This window comes from Paenibacillus sp. S-12 (assembly GCF_030363895.1).
GTDB classification, from domain to species: domain Bacteria; phylum Bacillota; class Bacilli; order Paenibacillales; family Paenibacillaceae; genus Paenibacillus_B; species Paenibacillus_B alvei.
On the sequence record NZ_JASIUF010000017.1, the window covers coordinates 73,021 to 93,090 of the forward strand.

Here is a 20,070-nt window from a genome sequence, read left to right on the forward strand (position 1 = left end):
ATAACGATGGCGAAAGACGTACTTTGCGAAGTGAACTCCTGCAAGTATTGGGCAGCAGGCAATAAATGCGCAGCGACTTCCATTTATGTGGTGAACAACCGCGGCAAGCAAGCTGGTGATTCTGGCGACACAGATTGCAAAACATTCGAACCTAAGCTGTAACGATTATGGGGCGGCCGTCACGCCGCCCTTGTTTACTCCCGACTCACTCACATTGATAATTATTCTCAACAATGGATACATTTATACATCCGCTCTTATACCTCTTCAGCATTTTTCCAATGATGAATACATCGTCATACATAAGACGCTTTCAATGAAAACATTGTTTCTTTTCCACTCGTTATTGTTATTCTGCTGTAATCTCTTTAATCTCGCAAAGTTCTATACTATAGAGGAAGTCATCACGACGCACACACGAAGGGATTGAAACATCGATGAATACGAAAAAAACAGTTGTCACACTTGCACTTTCCTGCACAATGATCGCCAACATGGGCGCAGCAGCATATGCAGCACCTGCCCTGGCAGCAGGAAAAGAAACAAAGCCTACAACAACGACACAAACAACACTGTTGAACAATAAATCTATGACTAACAAAGTTGAAATTGGTCTTAAGGCAACCAAGCAGCCGATCAAAGCTACAAATAGATTTGTTCATGTTAATTTGAATGTACCTGTCATTATCGGCTTGAAAGACAGCAAATACGAAGAACAACTGAATGATATTTTAATGCGCCATGCGATGAAAGAAAAAGCAGAAGTGTATGAAGCTTCTAAAAAGGCAGAACAAGTTGCGAAAAAACAAAAAGTTACCTTCGAACCAGCAACGCTGAACTCTGACTTCCGCTTCGTTAAAAATGGTAATGTACTATCTCTGATTGTTGATACGTATAAAATCACAAGTGCTGAAGCAAATGGCGAAAGCCGTACAGATACCTATACCTTCCTAAATGAAGATGATGCACATGCATTGCAACTGAGTGACTTGTTCAACAAGGATACTGATTACAAAGCATTGCTAGGGAACGTCGTACGCAATCAAATTGCATTGAAAAAAAACAAACAAGATTTCAACTTCGAGAAAATAAAAGACACGCAAAGCTTCTATGTATCCAACGGCTACCTGGTGTTGACATTTGACCGTTATGAAATTGCTCCTGGAGCAGCTGGATCGCAAAACTTTAAAATTCAGCTTGCTTCCATCCAATCGAAGCTGTCTGATACATTCAAGCAAGCTCTGAAAGGCTAATTCACTAAAGCACAATAAGCTTAGCTTACAATCAACTAACCGCAAATGATATGGACTGGCAAACCCTTGTCAGTCCTTTCTTTTTTGCTTCAGTCTCTTCATCATGTGCGAAGTGCTGAAGTTTTAACTTATTCATTTCTTCTTACAAATTTAGCGAATGTCATTTTTTTCTTCCGCATGAACAAGAGTGAACCCTTTATAATATACGTATGACTTCTCAGAAAGGGCGTAATGAAGGCTATGTCAGAACATAAACCAATAACTTCTCTTCCTGCACCCAAGCACTGCAAGGAATCCCGTGTCTTCAAGACCGGTCGTGTATTTCCTAACGATGTCAACAATCATCAGACGCTGTTCGGCGGCAAACTGATGAGTCTTATTGATGAGACAGCTTCTATCTCTGCGATGCGGCACTGCCGTCACAATGTCGTAACTGCATCCACGGATTCCGTAGATTTTCTGCGACCTATTCGTCCCACAGATTCCGTGTGCTTAGAATCCTTTGTCACTTGGACGGGCAAGACCAGCATTGAGGTATTCGTCAAGGTTATCGCAGAACAGCTATATACTGGCGAGCGCGTTGTAGCCGCTACCTCCTTCCTAACTTTCGTAGCACGTCATGAGGACGGCTCAGCAGCGCTTGTACCCCCTGTAATCCCCGATACAGAAGAAGAGAAGCTTCTTCATGAATCGGCCACAGAACGAGCGGAACTGCGCAAAATAAGACGTGTAGCGAGCAAACAGTTAGCCGATAAGCTGACGACCAGCAAGTACTGGGAATAATATAAAAAAAAGCAGCGTTTCGAATCCATTTCGAAATCGCTGCTTTTCTTATATCAACGCAATCTTACGCGTTAACTTTTTCTTTTGCAACTGTAGCCAAGGAGTTGAACGCGTTGATATCGTTCACTGCCAAGTCAGCCAACATTTTGCGGTTAACTTCTACACCAGCCAATTTCAAGCCGTGCATGAATTTGCTGTAGGACAAGCCGTTCATGCGAGCCGCTGCGTTGATACGAGCGATCCACAATTTGCGGAAGTCACGCTTCTTAACGCGACGATCGCGGTAAGCGTACAGCAAGGATTTCATCACTTGCTCGTTAGCTGTTTTAAACAATCTGTGTTTGGAACCGAAGTACCCTTTTGCCAATTTTAATACTTTTTTATGACGACGACGTGTCGTAAATCCGCCTTTTACTCGAGCCATTTCGTATTAACCTCCCAATCGATTCGATGTTTCCGTATAATTCTTATTTCAAGTTAGCCAATTGCTGCTTCATACGACGAACGTCGCCTGCTGCCATTACTGGGCTAGTAGCAAGAACGCGCTTCGTGCGGTTCGATTTGTGGGAAAGCAAGTGATTGCGGTACGCTTTATAGCGGCGTACTTTACCTGTACCCGTAATTTTGAAGCGGCCTTTCAAGCTGCTGTGCGTTTTCATTTTAGGCATTATCGTTTCCTCCTCAAGTTCGGTAATCTTATCCGCCGCCTTCTCCTGCGCGGCGGGCCGAATTAGCTGTTCGCCTTCGGTGCCAAAATCATAATCATGCTGCGACCTTCAAGCTTCGGTGCACGCTCTACGATGCAAAGCTCAGTAGCTTCGTTCAGAACGCGTTCCAATACTTTCTTACCGATATCAGCATGTGTGATTTCACGTCCACGGAAGCGAACAGAGCATTTTACCTTATCTCCGTCACGCAAGAACTTCAGTACGTTGCGAAGCTTCGTATTGAAATCATGCTCCTCGATGTTGGCACGGAACCATACTTCCTTCACATCAACAATCTTTTGGTTTTTGCGTGCTTCCTTTTCTTTCTTCTGTTGCTCATAACGGAACTTTCCGTAGTCCATAATGCGACATACAGGCGGTTTAGCCTGTGGAGCTACGTTAACCAAGTCCAAGTTAGCATCGTATGCCATCTGCAGCGCTTCGCGGAAAGGCTTAATGCCAATCTGCTCCCCAGCTGGTCCAACTAAGCGAACCTCTCTTGCACGAATGTCCTCGTTAATCAAATGATCCTTGCTAATGGTGTGCCACCTCCATAATCGAATTCCCTGCTTACTGGTTATAGTGTAAAAAAGGGATGCAAGCTCATCGAGCCCACATCCCTCACATAGACATTCTAATCTAGTGACACTGCCTAAGCAGTGCGAGTCATAACCAGCCAACAAAACGTCGGTCAGGTGAGAAGCGTGGGCTTCTTCTTTCAAATTGCAATATGCATTTCAAACACTTGATTAATATATCACAACGGCTTAACCAAGTCAAGCCGCTGTCGTTATCTTTTTTATTCACTTACACTTGCTTGCCTTGCATCTCTTCCAAACGTACAACTCGTGTATGCTCGGTATGGCTCCATACCTTGTTGTTCTGTGTGAAGAACGCATAGAACGTAATTGGCCACCAGGACAACAAGAACACTGGGAACGTAATCAGAGATGCATAAATGCGCCACGACTTGACACCTTCCAAAACCAAGGCCAGTACGAATACGGCACAGGACAGCACAAGCGATACTACAGGAACCCACTCAGGCAGGTACTGGAAGAACGTTGCCACGTTTGGTCCATTGAAGAAAGCAGCATCCACCCACATGAACGCGGTCATGAGGAAGGTAACCAACACGGTATAAACCGTAATCGTGTACAACGCCATGTCGAACTTCGCCAAGTTACGCTCCTTGATACTTTTCCAGAGCAGCGGGAAGAAATAACGGCGCGCTACTGTAAAGTGGCCTTGCATCCAGCGCAGACGCTGACGAGCCGATGCCTTGAACGTGAGCGGCTTTTCATCATAGACGCGAGCGTTGTAGTTCAGCACTGGATTGATACCGTTTTTAACACAACGGGCAGTGAACTCCAAGTCCTCTACCAAGCTTGTCGCACCCCAGCCCATTTCCTTCAGCAACTTGCTTTCGAAGCACATACCTGTACCGCCTAAGAAGTTAGCCATGTTCAAGTTCTTGCGGGACAGCTGCCATAGACGGTTGCAATACCAGTAAGTAACGCCATATGCAGCAGTAATCCAGGAATCCTCTGGATTTTTCGTATCGATGTATCCTTGTATTACTCGTGCTCCGGAGCACAGATCATTATTCATTTCAGTCAAAAAGTCTTTGCTTACCAAGTTGTCCGCATCAAGCATAACAACTGCATCATATTGACGCGGCATTTCCCACAAATTTTTCAACATCCACTCGATGGCATGACCCTTGCCCCGTTGATGTGGATTATGGCGTTCACATGCATAAACGCCATGCTCTCTTACGATATCAGCTGTACCATCCGTGCAATTGTCGCAAATGACAAACACGTCGTACATATCTCTTGGATAATCGAGCGCCTTCAAATTCTCAACCAATGCCCCGATTACAGCTTCCTCATTGTGCGCTGCAACAAGGACAGCGAAAGATTTTTGCGGTTCGTATACTTTTTTCTCTTTTTTGCGGTAAATCCCGAACAGCGACAAGGTAAACTGGTACACCCCAATCGCGGCCAGCAGAACCTGCAAGACGATAAATAACGTATCCACCATGCTTGGTGTCCCCCTTTTAAATAACCCCTAATCAAATTCATTAACGCGTCAATTAGCATGGCGCTCTCTTTTTATGTATGAACGCATGCTCATCAACTCTATATATGGTTTACCCCGCTGAAAACGGTCGATCACGATTTTCTAATGTTTGCTTTCATTTGTCAAAACCTTTTATTGGCTTTCAACGCGTGAATATTAACATTATCGCCGAAGATTCTGCGTGAAGTCGCATCGAATCGTGCTTTCCCGCGCGGTTATGTTATATTTTCATCCAAATGCTAAGAAATTATGGCTTTTGACCCCCTTTTCGTCAAAATTTGCTGTGCATGCATACGCTACCAGGATCCGAAAGACACTGAGCTAAGCAAAAAATTGGCTTTTGTAACACAAGACAAATCCCCTGTATATATTATCGACGTATTACACCTGCAAAAAGTTTCAGGTAATGTTTATTATCCGTTTGGAATTTATGGAAAACCTTCATTTCACAATTCTTCATAAATATCTTTACCAAAGATTCATGTGAATAGAACCCAGTGGTACTCTTATTCGTCAATCCGTAAAATTCACTTCGTATTTTAAGCTCACCTGCTACACCATTCATTACAAGCCACTACAGGAAGATAATCAAAGAAATTTGCATTCTACACGCATGACATGCGATTTTGCAGGCAATGCCACTTCGAGTAAAATAGGAATAACTTGTTGAAATGATCGGCATTTGAAAATATGATTAAAGGTACTCTTTATGCTGCGTTAGCCTTCAGAGAAAATTCACAGACCCATCATCTTCTGTTAATGTTACGCTGTTACGATCATATTATTAAATACCGGATAACGGAGGAATCGACATGACTCGTGTTATCGCGTGGCTGGGTAATCGTGAACGACAATTATTTTTTTGGATTAACCATCGGCTGCACCACCGGAGCATGAATATTTTATTGTATACATTGACCCATTTAGGCGGGGCTACATTCACAATTGCGTTTACGTTATTGCTCGCTTTATTGGCTCCTAAGCCATGGAGTGCAGTCGGCTGGCAATGTGTTGCTGCGCTTATTGTAAGCCATTTGCCTGTCGCCTTGATTAAAAAATGGTACCCAAGAGTTCGGCCGCATTTAGCATTGCCTAATATTCGTACATTTCGCAAGCCGCTGGTTGACCATTCATTTCCTTCTGGACATACGACAGCTATATTTTCTGTTGTTGTCCCGCTCATGATAGCTAACCCAGCTTTGTCATGGGGATTGCTACCGATTGCATGTATTGTTGCACTCTCTCGCATGTATTTAGGGCTACATTACCCTTCTGACTGTTTGGCAGGAGCCCTCATCGGTACAGGCGCAGCTGTAAGTGCAGTAGCCTTATGGCCATGACAATCGGTCTATCGGTCTTGTACAAAAAAGGATATCAAGTATAGTTAGGTATATGGAAATTATAAGAACAATCATACCTAAGAAGATTGAATAAAGGGTGAATACCGTGCATCATCATGCAATGACATTTACACTTCCTTCAGGCTCCTTTTTACCTGGTGCCGAAAATGATGGAAAGAAGCGTATACTGCTGCTGTCAGAGCGTTTCGGAGCTGGTCACACCCAAGCTGCCCATGCACTTGCCGTCAGCCTTCGCAAGCTGTCTCCGCATGTGCAAACTCGTGTGATGGAGCTTGGAAGCTTCCTAAATCCGAAAACCGCTCCGCTCATTATAGAAGCTTACCGCAAGACTGTTCTCATACAGCCGAAGCTTGTAGGCTTTATGTATAAAACGCAATACAATCGTTCTTTAAACCGACTGACTACGATGGCGCTGCATCGGGTATTCTATACCCATGCAATGTCCGTTATGCGTCAGCTCAAGCCGGACATGATCGTTTGTACACATCCGATCCCGAGCGCAGTCATTTCACGATTGCGGCGACTTGGGCTCAATGTCCCTCTTTGTACAGTCATCACAGATTATGATGCGCATGCCGCTTGGGTAAGTCCAGCCGTGAATCGATATTTCGTATCAACGCCTGAAGTTAAGGAAAAGCTCGAGATGCACGGCGTAAGCAGCGATTCCATACAAGTGACGGGCATTCCGGTTCATCCGAACTTTTGGGAGCCCCATGATGGCATGGGCAAGTCATCCATCCGCGCCCGATTCGGACTAAAAGATATGCCAACTGTGCTCGTCATGGGCGGTGGCTGGGGAATGATGGATTCTGCTCAATCGACAGAGCTGCTGACTCGTTGGCGCAAAGATGTTCAATTTATTTTTTGCGTCGGAAATAATGACAAGCTACGACGCCGAATGCTTGAGAACCCGCGCTTCCAGCATGAGAATATCCATCTGATGGGGTACACTAAGGAAGTTGACCAATTAATGGATGTCTCTGATTTGCTTGTAACTAAGCCGGGGGGAATAACATGCACAGAAGCACTGGCGAAAGGAATTCCGATGCTATTCTATCAGCCGCTTCCAGGCCAAGAAGAAGAAAATTGTCATTATTTCACGGAAAAAGGGTACGGAGAGCCGATTGAATCTGCTCATACCATTACAAAATGGATGAACCTTCTAGTACATCATTATGATGAGGTATCCGCACGCCGCTCAGAACATGAACACAACGCATCGCGTTATCATCCTAAAGTATGTGCCGAAGCCATTCTGCAAATGATGAATGTGCCGATTACAAGAGAAGAATAGCAAAAAGGCCGCTATCATGCATGCTATTAAAGGAGAAGATCTCCTCTTATTCATGCAAAATAGCGGCTTTTTACTTGTTCATTTATAACATACTAACGAGATGAGTATGGCTCATTGTGCGGCAAGGATGAGCGATACTGCTTGTACGCCTTGTCACCAACAAGAACTTCGACACGATGAATATTCATGCCTCTGCCCATAAATTTCTGCTCATACTCCGTCATAACATGTTCTTCATTAATGCCGTCACGATGCAGGTTCAAAGAGATATTGCGCATTTGAAGCCCCATCTCTGCAAAGGAGTTCAAAGAAAACTCGAATAATGTCTCTGAATCGGTTTTGAAATGAATTTCACCCGTATCACTTAAAGCGTAACGATACTTCTCGACAAGGCGCGAATGAGTCAAGCGACGGCGTGCGTGCTTCTTCTTCGGCCATGGATCACTAAAGTTTAAATATACACGTTCAATTTCGCCTTCGTCAAAAATCTGCTCCAAAAATTCAACATTCGCGCGGACAAGCCTTAGGTTGGATGCCTCCTGCATTCCCGCTTCTTCTCGCAGCATGCGAGCCTTCTCACAGCCACGAGCAATCAATTCATCATACATATCTACGCCAATGAAATTGATGTCTGGGTACTTCAAGCTCATCGTACTGATAAACTGTCCTTTTCCCATTCCCAGTTCAACATAAATTGGGCGATCATTGCCGAACGCCTCACTCCATTTTCCCTTCAACTGCTCCGGCTCCAGCACGACTAGGTCGGCTTGCTGCGCAAGCAGCTCTTTTGCTCCTCTTTTGCCACGTAAGCGCATGTGTGCTATCCTCCATACTGATTATGCTCCAAGCCCTTATTGTGCATGACAAGCGCTAAAAAGTAAAGACAACTGCTATATAACTGCTCGCTATTGCATATACCCGTCCAAGATCTCTATATCTCCATATATGCTACTATCCAATAATGCGTATCCCCATACACATGTGTCACACAGATCATTATATCTACATATCTTTTCGTTTCATCTTCAACGATACACATCCAGCGTATACTCTTATCTACTTATCTATGTATCTGCGCATCTACGAGATATGCTGCTTTATCGAATGTTACTGTATTATATGTATTTTACTTTACAACCTTCACTCCCGCTCACCGCTCTTAATGTTTCTACTCTTTCCGCCATATATGCTCTTAGCGCTTTTCAGCTACTGCATCATTGCGCCTCAGCATTTTGCTCCTATCATCCATGACTTTTTGTCGCCTTTGCCCCATTATCCCCTTTGCTCAGATTCCATTTTCATAAGTCTTCTATTGTATTCACTGTTCTCTAATTCCTCATTTCGACATTATATTCTTCATCGATATACGAGTGCCGATCCTGTTACCACCAGACCTCCCCTATAGCGAACAAAGTTATGGAGGGGAGTTGAACATCCCTTTGTAAGTGGTTCACGGCGACTTGGCTCTTAACCCATCCAAACAGCATCAATACAGTGCAGCTTAGCACGTTCATTGATGTGACATTCAAAACTGCCTGGTTCATGCTTCACAAGATTCGCATTGCTATCAAGCATACCGATAATATGAATCAATTAAGTGGAGATGTCCAAGCTATACTAGCTTTTTCACTATTCACTTCTGCACACTCAGTAACTTCTAAATTCTTTGCTTACGATTGTGACCGTCTAACTCATGGTTTCGTTCTGAGCGAAGGGGATAATGAAGCAAGACCACAGTCACATTTCAAATCTAATTGGAAGATCAAGAACTGAGCTTGCCTCCGTCTTCGCTTTTAGGGCTAAATCTGCTACAATAATACAATGAATTTGTTATCGGTATAATGTCGTTATACAGACTTTGTACTCAACTTATATACTGAAAGGGCTTGTAGCCATTGGAAGGCTTAACACACTTACAACCGCCCTCTCCCCTTTTATGGGGTGACAAGCGGTTTCATACATGGAATTATGAGATGCGTGAGCATTTCGGAGAAAAGGTATTCAAAGTCATGCTCGATGCTGGTTTTACCTGTCCGAACCGGGATGGAAGCATCGCAATTGGCGGCTGCACATTTTGTAGTGCGCGAGGTTCCGGAGACTTTGCCGGACGACGACGCGATGATTTAGTTACTCAATTCAATACGATTCGAGACAAGCAGCATACCAAATGGCCAAACGCTAAATATATCGGCTATTTTCAGGCTTATACGAATACGTATGCCCCTGTAGAGGTATTGCGGGATTATTTCGAGGTCATTCTGGAACAGCCTGGGGTTGTTGGATTGTCCATTGCAACACGGCCAGACTGCTTGCCGGATGATGTCGTCGAATACTTGGCAGAGTTGAATGAACGCACCTATTTGTGGATTGAGATGGGACTTCAAACGATTCACGAGTCAACTTCCCAACTCATCAATCGCGCACACGATACTGCGTGCTACCTAGAAGCTGTTGAGAAGCTGCGCAAGCATAATATTCGTATTTGTACCCACATCATCTATGGGCTACCGCAAGAATCGCACGAAATGATGTTAGAGACTGCACAAGCAGTTGCAAAGATGGATGTACAAGGCATTAAGCTTCATCTGCTGCATCTCATGCGCAAAACCCCGATGGTAAAGCAGTATGAAGCTGGACTGCTGCGCTTCCTGGAGATGGATGAATACATCAAGCTCATCGTCGATTCGCTCGAAATTCTCCCTCCAGAAATGATCGTTCACCGCGTTACGGGAGACGCACCGCGCGACTTGATTATCGGCCCTATGTGGAGCATGAAAAAATGGGAAGTGCTCAACGGCATAGATGCAGAATTGAAGCGACGCAATACGTGGCAGGGCAAGTATTGGAGGGAATCTTAAGATGGGGTTTTTATCCGTACTTGGCTATGCTCAACAGGTCGTGAAGGAACGCGTACAGCCAGGTGAACGAGTGATTGATGCAACTATGGGAACAGGCGTAGATACTTTATTTCTTGCTCGCCTTACAGGGCCGCGCGGAGCAGTAGCTGCCTTTGACGTACAAGAAGGGGCGCTTGAGCTGACACGTAAGCGGCTTCATCGTGAGCTTGGAGTAGAAGGAAGTACTCATGTGAGCCTGTATCATACAAGTCATGATGCGATGCATCAGGCACTGAATGAAGAATGGCACGGTTCGACGGCAGCAATTATGTTCAATCTTGGATACTTGCCGACTGATGAAGCAGATAAGCAAATTATGACAGTCCCTGAATCTACGCTCGCCGCACTTGAAACGGGGCTAACCCTGCTTCGTCCTGGCGGAGTGCTTAGCATCGTACTGTATCCCGGACACGCAGGCGGCGACGATGAAGCTAATAAGGTGCAGCTGTGGGCGCAATCCCTGCCTGCCCGTCACGGCCAAGTGGTAATCTACCGGATGCTGCAGCGTCCTGACGCCCCTTATGTAATTGCGGTAGAAAAACGGAAACAACCTGACAGCGAATTTAAAAATAAAGTTTAAAAACATACCCAAATATATTTAGAACTTCTGCCTCCGCTTAGGTGAATGAAAATCCTATCTAACAGATTGAAGGAGTGATGAGGGAAATGGCAGTCCGTAAAATCGAGCACGTCGGGATCATGGTTCAGCAATTAGAGCCTTCCATTCAATTCTACGAAGAAGTAATCGGATTGAAGCTAAAAGGCACACTCCTCCATACAAATGGATTCATTCGTCTCGCCTTTCTTGGATGGGATGGAACCGATGCAACAGAAGTAGAGCTTGTAGAAGGATATCCTGGAAGCGTAACGGAAGAAGGAAGAGTTCATCATATCGCTTTTTCCGTTGACGATATAGAGGCAGAATTAGCACGCATCAAGAATCTGCCTCATGTTGAACTTATTGATGAAGAACTGGTTACCTTGCCGAACGGCAGCCGCTACTTTTTCTTTAAGGGTCCGGACGGCGAGAGACTTGAGTTTTTCCAATCAACTAGAAACTAGACAACTCGGGAGTGAGAGAACATGACAAAACCTTATCCATTAAAGTTTCAACCTGAATTCAAAGAACGCGTATGGGGTGGCCGTGCTCTAACGCAATTCGGATTGGATTTGCCTGAAGGACATATCGGTGAAGGCTGGATGATTGGTGATCATCCGAACGGTACAACGAAAGTTGTTAATGGTGAATTAGCTGGACTTGGCTTGGATCAAGTACGTGAGCAATACGGTAAGGAATGGTTCGGTTCTAAAGGCTTTTCCGAAAAAAATGGCCGTTTTCCATTGCTTATTAAGCTGTTGGACTGCAACGATGATCTCTCTATTCAAGTCCATCCGACTGACACATATGAAGGCTTGCCAGAAGGGGAATTGGGCAAGACTGAAATGTGGTATGTGCTTGACGCGAAGCCAGGCGCTAAAATTATATATGGTTTAAAAGAAGGCATTGATCGCAAAGCGATGGCAAAAGCGATTGAAGAAGGACGCATCATGGAGGTTCTGCAAGAGGTGTCCGTTCAGGCTGGAGATACGTTCTACATCCCTGCTGGTACTGTGCACGCGCTGTGCGCAGGCGTTGTAGTTGCAGAAATCCAACAAAACTCCGATACGACCTATCGCTTGTACGACTATAATCGTCCGGGCTTGGATGGTAAACCTCGCGAACTGCACATTGAGGATTCCTTGAACGTTATTGCCTACGAAGGCGCAGGTGCAACTCGCATGTCTACGAATGGCGCAGTTGCGAACGAATGGTTGGTATTGGCGGAGTCCCCATACTTCCGTGTAGAAAAAGGGATCGTTGCAAAACCATGGTCATTGTCTACAACGGAAGAGAGCTTCGTCATCCTTGTTGTATGTGAAGGAACCGGCACGCTAAAAACAGCTGACGAAGAGATCGCATTCAAAGCTGGTGAATGCTTCTTGCTGCCAGCTAACCTCGGTAACTATACACTTGACGGTAACTGCACAGTGTTGCGTTCTGTTGCTCCTTAATACTCGTATGATTGACTTGGCATCCGGTCCCCTGATGGGAAACCGGATGCCTTTTATTAGAATTCGATATAGCAATTCTATTTCTGTAAGAATGGAGGGACATAGATGAACAAGATCGAGAAATTTATGGAACCATCGCAGCCGCTGGATCCCTATGATAGCAAGCTCATTGCGTATATTCGTACCCATCAGATGGCTGCTAAGCATTTGCGGCTTCAAGCGCTATGCCATTCCGTCGAGGATGCTGCCCAAGCGGTACAAGCCGATAAAGTCGACTTTGTAAAAAATGTCTGCATGATTGACGAGGCGGGGCGCTTGCTTGTAGCTATCGTCAAGGGTGAAGACCGTGCAAGCACTAGCAGAGTTGGCAAGGCACTGCTCATTCCTCCACCACGCTTAGCACTTGAAGAAGAAATGCTAGAGCTTGCCGGATACCCTGCTGGTGGAATCCCTTCTTTTGGCTACAACGCACTATTTATCATTGACCCCAAGGTTCTTGAACGCGAATTCGTCTATACAGGCGGAGGCTCCCCATACTCGTTAACACATATTTCGGTTCAAGAAATGCTGCATGTGAATCAGGCCATTGTAGCAAGAATTCGAAAATAATTGCAGCAACGCATAAAGAAGCGCTAGAGCATTCTCTAAGCGCTTGTTTTGTTACGATTAATGTTTAGGTGATTGGTGATTAACAATTATTTAGCTGCGGTTGGCGGAGAATATAGCAGTTGTACTTTCCGTGCTGCATTCACAGCAGATAAACGATCATTAACACCTATCTTGGCATATAGATTCGATATATGATTGCGTATGGTTCCTTCGGCTAAATAGAGTGTCTGTGCGATTTCTCGATATTTCATTCCTTGTGCCAAATACTGAAGCACTTGCTTCTCTCGTTCGGTCAAGCCAAAAGGATCTTGGACGAGAAAGGTATGCTGAGTATTCGACTCTGGCGCCTGCAGCTTTCGATCCTCCTGCTCGTCATGTTCGATGTGCTTTAATTGATCTGACAGCATCCGCGTTACAGATTGTGAGAGGGACGTTCCCCCATGATGTACAAGCCGCACGCTAGCCAACAGTTCCTCAGGATGCACAGACTTGAGCAAGTATGCCTCAGCACCTGCATCGATTGCTTGCACTGCATAATCCGTTTCCTCAATCGTGGTCAGCAATATCACCTTCATAGCTGGCCATCTTTCTTTTATCACCCGAACGGCTGCAAGTCCATCCATCCGTGGCATTCGAATATCCATAAGCACAATATCCGAATGTTCATGTTCCGCATATTCAATTGCTTCCTTACCATCCCTTGCTGTCCCTACTACATGAATATCTTCCTCTTGCTCAAATAAAAAGCACAGGCTTTCACGAATAAGCTGCTCATCATCTACAATAAGCAAGCGGATTGGACGCTCCTCTTCAAGTGGCATAATGCGTGGAACCTTGCAAATGACCTCTATGCCACCTCCTAGGGAGGAACGTACCTTCAGTTGTCCGCCGTAAGCCTGCAAGCGCTCATTCATTGATGATAGACCATAGCCGAATGTTAGATTCTCATCACCAATGCCATTATCGCGAATAAATAAACATACTTCCTCGGTGTCATAGACAAGTCTAACTTCGATTATTGAAGCCTTGCCGTGTCGCACTGCGTTCGTTGCCGCTTCCTGTACACACCGCTCTATCGCCATACGATGAGCATAAGGAATACAATAGGCGCTGCCCTCGGCAATAAATTTACATTCTATATCAGTTTGGTTGTGGAGCGTATCAAGTAGTTGCCCCAGCACTTCTTCTAAGCTATACTGCTCTTCCTCTGAAGATGCAATATCATGGATGTGATGCCGTACCTTCTCATAGCTGCTGCGCGCATGCTCTATAACAAGCTCAAGCCGCAGCTTAGCCTGTTCCAGATCAACAGCCATAAGAGTCTTGACTGATTCCATCCCCATTACAATAGATACATGAGAATGTCCTAATGTATCATGAAGCTCACCTGCCACTCGATTGCGCTCCTCCTGTACAGTAAGCCTCTCCACCTGCTCCGTATATTGGCGTATGACATTGATTTGGTCTTCATTTTCTTGAAGAAGCTGCTTCATTTTTCGCTGCGAATGCAAAAACACGCTGAAGCCAACACCAATCCCGAACAAAATAAAATGATTGACAGACGCATCCAAAGCCTGCAGCCAGGTCAGCTTCCCGCTCCATATCCCGATGAAGGGGAATAAGCCTACTATAGGAGCTCCCCACCATATGTTCGCTCTTGTCGTCATGAATCCAATCAGTAGAGAAGGCAGCACCATATTGTCGAGATAAAAAGGCATCGACAAATGCATGGATAAATTAATGCCTCCCGACAAAATTATTTCCGAGGCAATAAATTTCGACGGATGAATGCTTCCAGGTCTCCAAAACCATAAAGGCAGCGCAGAACACATCATAAATTCGATTAGCGATCCTGCCGTATTATGCATGATAAAATTCGGTGATATTGCCATGTAGACTACGCCAGATACAATCCAAAGCATATATAGGCCCAACATAGCTGTATCTATCCAATGCCATTTTCTTTGTTCCATTACACGAATACACGCCTCTTTCTATGAAATTAAGTTGGATCTGCTGATAACCGAAGTAGAACGCAAAAAAAGAAAACTAGGATATTCATATGACTGCATTTCAGATGATTCTCACTGGGAGGTATCTTCATCATTGTAATAGGATTGATCTGTGAAAAAAAGAAGAAATGGAGGAATGGAGCTTGTTCTCAAATCTAAAAAACCAAACGAAGGCTATAAGTTACACAGCAATCACCTTCATCCTTGCCGTATGCTCTGCCATGGTTCCGGACACCAACTCGCTGGTATATATGCTAACCCCATCTGCAGCAGTCTTAATTATGCTCCTATTGGTAACGAAGGACGGATATTCGCGATCTGGCTGGGCCGCACTCGGATTGGGGAAAAGCGGACATAAATGGTGGTGGATCATCTGTCTCATTCTCCCCTCTGCAATCGTAGCTTTAAGTTATGGACTGGCCTTGGGAATAGGAGTTTTGGTTATCGATGTTCCCCCAACCTATGAAGGCTACAGCTGGACTTCCTTTCCTATCGTTGTTGCTTTACAATTTGTCGGTGCTCTATTTACGAGCTCGCTTGGAGAAGAAATTGGCTGGAGGGGCTACTTACTGCCATTGCTTGTAGATAGCTTAGGTGAAAGGAAAGCACTTGTTATCAGCGGACTCATTCATGGGTTATGGCATATTCCAATCATCATGCTGTCTCCTATTTATCATCATGATCAAAATCCGATGTTAGCATGCTTGTTCATCATCATGTCCTGCGTCTTCCTAGGACCTGTCATCGGCTTTATTCGACTGCGCACATCCAGCGTATGGACGTCCTCTGCGTTCCACTCGGCACATAATGTTACTTGGGCTGTGCTGCGGGGCATTACAGTGCCGACTTCAAGCCTTGCACTGTATATAGCCGGGGATAACAGCATCATCGTTATTTGCTGTTATATGCTGCTTACCATATGGATCATGAAACGAATCCGCAACAATTCCAGTGTCCGCTAAGCGATACTTCCAAAATCTGAAAAGACCGCCTAGATAGGCGGTCTTTATCTGTTTGTTTACAACATTAAGACGTTGCAACATTCACTTGGGTCAAAATTAATTGCAGCAATCCAGGAAAGCGTGCTTCCAGTTCATCCTTACGCAAACAGATAAACCGTTGTGTTCCCTCCATTCTAGTTCGAATAATGCCTGCTTCTCGCAGTACTTTGAAATGATGCGACATTGTAGACTTGGACAGGGATAGATCAAATCCTCCGCATGTCTGCTCCGGAATATTCATCAATTGCAGTACGATATTCATGCGAATCGGCTCGCTTAGAGCATAGAACACTTGCGAAAGTTCAATATGTTCAATATCGGGATGAAATAATGTTCTCATGTCATTATTGTACCTAAATGATTGACATCATTCAATAGTTCGATTACACTCGAACTATTGAACAAAGGTGCGCACCTCTCTATTCAATAAATGATGACGTAGAATGTATCTTTTTATCGTTCAAGCTAGTGCAATTTTTGAACAATAGGCGATCTTTAACGTGCGGCAGCAGAGCCTCACATGATCGCGGATTCATTAATAGGGGGCCTTTTACAATGAGCAACACGACGAATCAGCAGCTTACCGCATCACTATCCAGTCCGATTATGGCATTGTTTTTTGTCACCATGTTCATCATCGGTACAGATACCTTTATCGTATCACCTATGCTTCCAACACTGCGTAAGGTTCTTCACATCTCTATCGAACAATCGGGATGGCTCATTTCTGCCTATGCACTCGGCTATGCCCTGTTTGCTCTCATTGCCGGCCCTCTGTCTGATGGCCTTGATCGCAAATTATGCCTGCTTGGAGGGATGATTGGTTTTTCACTCTTCACAGCATTATGCGGATCAACAACAAGTTTTAGCCTCTTGTTCGCCTATCGTACCTTGGCAGGGATCTGTGCAGCAATCGCCACACCACAAGTGTGGGCTTCCATTCCACAACTTGTAGCACCACAAAAAATCGTAAAGGTTATGGGTGCCGCTACTGCAGGCTTAGCCGTTTCCCAATGTCTCGGTGTTCCTCTTGGCAGTCTACTTGCCGCCAGCAACTGGAGATTTCCCTTCTACGCTATTGGGATTACGGCGCTGTTAATTACGATCGTATTGGCGCTCAAGCTTCCTTCCATACCGCCAACAACGAAAAACCGGAGTTCATTGGGCTCTCTTAAACAGCAATATCGCATACTATTTTCACGCAGAAGCACCGTCACTGCTTTTCTTGGATATTTTTTATATCAGTTAGGTACTTTTTCTACATTTTCTTATCTTGGAAATTGGCTCGCAGATGATTTCTCTCTAAATGTACAGCAAACAGGATTATTCATCCTCGGATTTGGTATTGGTAATTTGGCAGGCAGTATCCTCGTATCGAAGGTGGAACGCACTCTCGGTATTCGTCGCACAGTTACAAGCTCCCTTCTTGGCATGATTGCAATGTATGTAATAGTAATAACAGGAAAGGATGTCATCTTTATTAGCGTCGCTTATGCGCTGATCGCCTTGTTCGGCGGCATGCTGTTCCCGCTCTTAATGGGTACGCTTCAAAAGGAACAGCCGTATGCACGGGGTACCGTAGCAGCACTTGCCAACAGCACCATGTACTTTGCCACGATGCTTGGGTCAGCACTAGCAGGTGAACTGTATACTCACTTTGCTGGATTTTCCTCCATTGTTATAGGTACAATGCTGTGCTATACAGCCTCCCTGATTATTTTCAGAGGCTTGCTGCACAACCGACGAACCGTTATCGGTCAAGCTAACGGCGCAGCATAAAAAGGATTCGGCTTCGCGCCCCCCTCTTCCATCTGATTTCATTTGAGCTATAATGTTCAATGACAGATCGACACGATAGGGAGAGATCGTTCAGAATGAATCAACGACTGCTATACATAGAAGATGACAAGGAAATTGGAACCTGGACAAGCGATTATTTGCAAGATAAAGGCTACCAGGTGACGTGGCTGCTGTCGGGCGAACATGCACTTCAGCACGCACCTGATAGCGATCTCATCATCTTGGACGTGATGCTTCCAGGATTGGACGGCTTCACCGTTGGGCAGCGCTTGAAGCGCGAATATCCAAATACGCCTATTCTACTGCTGTCAGCCCGCACAGCTATTGACGACAAGCTGCAAGGACTGAATTTTGCGGATGACTATGTGACGAAGCCATTCCATCCGGATGAGCTAGCCGCAAGAGTAGAGGTATTGCTTCGGCGCTTCGAGAAGCAAACTCCTACTGCCATCGAGCTGAAACATTTGCGCATTTCCCTGCACGATAATCACATTGTACATGCCCAAACTGGAGAGGAAATCACCCTTACCGGCAAGCAGCATCATATTTTTGCGTTTATGCTTCGCCATGCCAATCAAATTCTTACGAAGGAACAGATCTATGAGAGCGTTTGGGGTGAGCCTTACATGGAGGGAGATAAGACGCTAATGGTTCATATTCGGTATTTGCGGGAAAAAATCGAATTCGATCCAGGGCATCCGGAAATTATTGAAACCATTCGCGGCATCGGATACCGGGTGAAGCTATGAGCTCCCGGATCCCGCTGCGCAGATCACTGTTAATACGGTATTTGACGCTCGTATTTGTCGCGCTCATGATATGGCCGATTATATTCCCATTAACATCGACCATCTTGTATTATACTTCCCTATTAAGCAATAACGAGAAGCCTGCCGAGAACATATATGCAAGTGCAGCAAAGCTCGAAGAACGATGGCATCAGGAAGCTGCCAAGCTGAATCACAAGGATGGTGTCACCATTGAGCGCCGCCTGCATGAACTGAAGCAGGAGTATCCGGAAGCCAAGCTATTCTGGGTTGATCAGAATGGAAGCACCCGTCTGAAGCTGCCGGAACAGCCCAATTTGCCTGTACAGTGGGAAGCGGGAGACGCCATTACTTTTATGAAGCAAAGCTATGATGGAGATCCGTTCACCGTTGTTGCATTTATTGGGCAGGATTCGAAGCAAGGATTTATGGTCATGCAAATTGCACGCAGCTTGATGATTGTAGATAGAGGAGGCTATAACACAACTCATGTGCTCATTATCGTAGTGCTCGTGTTTATTCTGTTCACAGCAGCCTCTTGGTGGTTCTTCTATCGGCTCCGCAATCGGCTCGTGCGGCTGGGCAAGGCAATGGTGGCCGATACAACAAATGGGCTGCCTGCACCAATCGAGATTACAAAATGGGATGAAATCGGCCAGCTCGAGCATACCTTCAACCAAATGATTAAGCAGCTCACCTCGAGCCGTCAGCGGGAACAAGAAGAAGAGTCCTTGCGTAAGGAGCTGATCGCCAATCTGTCTCACGATTTGCGAACCCCCTTGACCACGATTCGCGGCCATGCCCATTCGCTCCAGCACGAGTCCTTATCCGAGAAGGGCAAACAGTCGCTTGTTCTGATCGATAAGAAAGTTAGCGACTTGGGGCACCTTGTCGACAATTTGCTGGCGTACACGCTTCTGTCTGCCCATAAATATACGCTGCACCCCGTCCCAACGGACATGCTGCGGCTTGTACGAACATCGGCAGCAAGCTGGTATCCCATATGGGAGAAGGAAGGATTTGAGGTTACTATTCATCTCCCACAGCATTCCGTCACTTGGGTCGTTGATCCACAATGGATGACGCGAATACTCGATAATTTATTTCAAAATGTCGTTCGTCATGCCGCTGCAGGTCACTATGTCAGAATTGCGATTCAAGAGCATGAATCGACTATGGCTATTGCGATCGAGGATCACGGCCCCGGCATGGATGCTGCCTCTACAAGCAAAGGTGTTGGTCTCGGCTTGACCATAGTGGAGATGATGACAAATGAAATGAAGCTGCATTGGGAAGTTATGAGCAGCCCAGAAGGCACGGTCATGCTTATATATCCAACAGCCCTTCCTCTATCTCTCTAACGATATGAATCTAGTGTCAGCCATGTATAAGCTATCATTTGATTGATCACGTTGTAATACACGATTAACGATTAACCTTTCAACGCCC

21 protein-coding genes are annotated in these 20,070 nt (G+C 45.3%); 14 read left to right on the plus strand and 7 right to left on the minus strand.

Annotation, left to right across the window (positions count from 1 at the left end; translation table 11 throughout):
* Positions 1 to 6: 6 nt before the first annotated feature.
* From NO352_RS17025 to NO352_RS17035, 3 genes are all read left to right on the plus strand, one after another.
* Positions 7 to 162: a DUF1540 domain-containing protein gene (locus NO352_RS17025; protein WP_005548696.1), complete on the plus strand. Its 156-nt coding sequence runs from the start codon at positions 7 to 9 to the stop codon at positions 160 to 162.
* A gap of 275 nt (positions 163 to 437) precedes the next feature.
* Positions 438 to 1,253 (plus strand): DUF3298 and DUF4163 domain-containing protein, encoded by an 816-nt coding sequence (locus NO352_RS17030; protein ID WP_262866647.1) that lies wholly within the window; start codon positions 438 to 440, stop codon positions 1,251 to 1,253.
* Between the two features lie 231 nt (positions 1,254 to 1,484).
* On the plus strand, positions 1,485 to 2,036 hold the full coding sequence (locus NO352_RS17035) for an acyl-CoA thioesterase (RefSeq protein WP_268598776.1): 552 nt from the start codon (positions 1,485 to 1,487) through the stop codon (positions 2,034 to 2,036).
* A 64-nt stretch (positions 2,037 to 2,100) separates the two neighbouring features.
* Here the strand turns inward: NO352_RS17035 and rplT are convergent, their stop codons facing one another.
* From rplT to NO352_RS17055, 4 genes are all read right to left on the minus strand, one after another.
* On the minus strand, positions 2,101 to 2,460 hold the full coding sequence (rplT, locus tag NO352_RS17040) for a 50S ribosomal protein L20 (RefSeq protein ID WP_021254461.1): 360 nt from the start codon (positions 2,458 to 2,460) through the stop codon (positions 2,101 to 2,103).
* 43 nt (positions 2,461 to 2,503) lie between these two features.
* Positions 2,504 to 2,704: a 50S ribosomal protein L35 gene (gene rpmI, locus NO352_RS17045; RefSeq protein WP_005548700.1), complete on the minus strand. Its 201-nt coding sequence runs from the start codon at positions 2,702 to 2,704 to the stop codon at positions 2,504 to 2,506.
* Between the two features lie 62 nt (positions 2,705 to 2,766).
* Positions 2,767 to 3,267: a translation initiation factor IF-3 gene (infC, locus tag NO352_RS17050; RefSeq protein WP_040736125.1), complete on the minus strand. Its 501-nt coding sequence runs from the start codon at positions 3,265 to 3,267 to the stop codon at positions 2,767 to 2,769.
* 283 nt (positions 3,268 to 3,550) lie between these two features.
* Positions 3,551 to 4,789 (minus strand): glycosyltransferase family 2 protein, encoded by a 1,239-nt coding sequence (locus NO352_RS17055; protein WP_262866648.1) that lies wholly within the window; start codon positions 4,787 to 4,789, stop codon positions 3,551 to 3,553.
* 851 nt (positions 4,790 to 5,640) lie between these two features.
* On the opposite strand from NO352_RS17055, the gene NO352_RS17060 reads away from it, so the two are divergent.
* Positions 5,641 to 6,168 (plus strand): phosphatase PAP2 family protein, encoded by a 528-nt coding sequence (locus NO352_RS17060; RefSeq protein WP_005548706.1) that lies wholly within the window; start codon positions 5,641 to 5,643, stop codon positions 6,166 to 6,168.
* A 121-nt stretch (positions 6,169 to 6,289) separates the two neighbouring features.
* Entirely contained in the window at positions 6,290 to 7,483 is a 1,194-nt protein-coding gene (locus NO352_RS17065; RefSeq protein WP_051135162.1) for an MGDG synthase family glycosyltransferase, read from the plus strand.
* A gap of 92 nt (positions 7,484 to 7,575) precedes the next feature.
* Here the strand turns inward: NO352_RS17065 and trmB are convergent, their stop codons facing one another.
* Entirely contained in the window at positions 7,576 to 8,298 is a 723-nt protein-coding gene (trmB, locus tag NO352_RS17070) for a tRNA (guanosine(46)-N7)-methyltransferase TrmB (RefSeq protein ID WP_005548710.1), read from the minus strand.
* A gap of 1,080 nt (positions 8,299 to 9,378) precedes the next feature.
* Between trmB and mnmL the strand changes: the two genes are divergently transcribed.
* The 5 genes from mnmL to NO352_RS17095 all read left to right on the plus strand — a co-directional run bounded on the left by mnmL (position 9,379) and on the right by NO352_RS17095 (position 13,041).
* Positions 9,379 to 10,341 (plus strand): tRNA modification radical SAM protein MnmL/YtqA, encoded by a 963-nt coding sequence (gene mnmL, locus NO352_RS17075; RefSeq protein ID WP_040736127.1) that lies wholly within the window; start codon positions 9,379 to 9,381, stop codon positions 10,339 to 10,341.
* A 1-nt stretch (position 10,342) separates the two neighbouring features.
* Complete coding sequence (mnmM, locus tag NO352_RS17080) at positions 10,343 to 10,960, plus strand: tRNA 5-(aminomethyl)-2-thiouridylate-methyltransferase MnmM (protein WP_268598778.1); 618 nt, start codon at positions 10,343 to 10,345, stop codon at positions 10,958 to 10,960.
* Between the two features lie 86 nt (positions 10,961 to 11,046).
* Positions 11,047 to 11,442 (plus strand): VOC family protein, encoded by a 396-nt coding sequence (locus NO352_RS17085; protein ID WP_005548716.1) that lies wholly within the window; start codon positions 11,047 to 11,049, stop codon positions 11,440 to 11,442.
* A 21-nt stretch (positions 11,443 to 11,463) separates the two neighbouring features.
* Positions 11,464 to 12,432, plus strand: coding sequence for a type I phosphomannose isomerase catalytic subunit (locus NO352_RS17090; RefSeq protein ID WP_005548718.1), 969 nt, complete (start codon positions 11,464 to 11,466; stop codon positions 12,430 to 12,432).
* A gap of 105 nt (positions 12,433 to 12,537) precedes the next feature.
* A complete protein-coding gene (locus NO352_RS17095; RefSeq protein ID WP_171415883.1) occupies positions 12,538 to 13,041 on the plus strand; it encodes a YbaK/EbsC family protein in 504 nt (167 codons plus the stop codon).
* An 86-nt stretch (positions 13,042 to 13,127) separates the two neighbouring features.
* Here NO352_RS17095 and NO352_RS17100 read toward each other — a convergent pair whose 3' ends face one another.
* Positions 13,128 to 15,014, minus strand: coding sequence for a helix-turn-helix transcriptional regulator (locus NO352_RS17100; protein ID WP_289356223.1), 1,887 nt, complete (start codon positions 15,012 to 15,014; stop codon positions 13,128 to 13,130).
* A gap of 182 nt (positions 15,015 to 15,196) precedes the next feature.
* On the opposite strand from NO352_RS17100, the gene NO352_RS17105 reads away from it, so the two are divergent.
* Positions 15,197 to 16,015: a type II CAAX endopeptidase family protein gene (locus NO352_RS17105; RefSeq protein WP_289356224.1), complete on the plus strand. Its 819-nt coding sequence runs from the start codon at positions 15,197 to 15,199 to the stop codon at positions 16,013 to 16,015.
* Positions 16,016 to 16,079: 64 nt separating this feature from the next.
* Here NO352_RS17105 and NO352_RS17110 read toward each other — a convergent pair whose 3' ends face one another.
* A complete protein-coding gene (locus NO352_RS17110) occupies positions 16,080 to 16,394 on the minus strand; it encodes an ArsR/SmtB family transcription factor (protein ID WP_171415889.1) in 315 nt (104 codons plus the stop codon).
* A gap of 215 nt (positions 16,395 to 16,609) precedes the next feature.
* Between NO352_RS17110 and NO352_RS17115 the strand changes: the two genes are divergently transcribed.
* The 3 genes from NO352_RS17115 (at position 16,610) to NO352_RS17125 (ending at position 19,982) form a co-directional block, all read left to right on the plus strand.
* A complete protein-coding gene (locus NO352_RS17115) occupies positions 16,610 to 17,833 on the plus strand; it encodes an MFS transporter (RefSeq protein WP_289356225.1) in 1,224 nt (407 codons plus the stop codon).
* A gap of 95 nt (positions 17,834 to 17,928) precedes the next feature.
* Entirely contained in the window at positions 17,929 to 18,603 is a 675-nt protein-coding gene (locus tag NO352_RS17120) for a response regulator transcription factor (RefSeq protein WP_268598782.1), read from the plus strand.
* Entirely contained in the window at positions 18,600 to 19,982 is a 1,383-nt protein-coding gene (locus tag NO352_RS17125; RefSeq protein ID WP_289356226.1) for a sensor histidine kinase, read from the plus strand. The genes NO352_RS17120 and NO352_RS17125 overlap by 4 nt, the downstream gene beginning before the upstream one ends.
* Positions 19,983 to 20,070 lie beyond the last annotated feature (88 nt).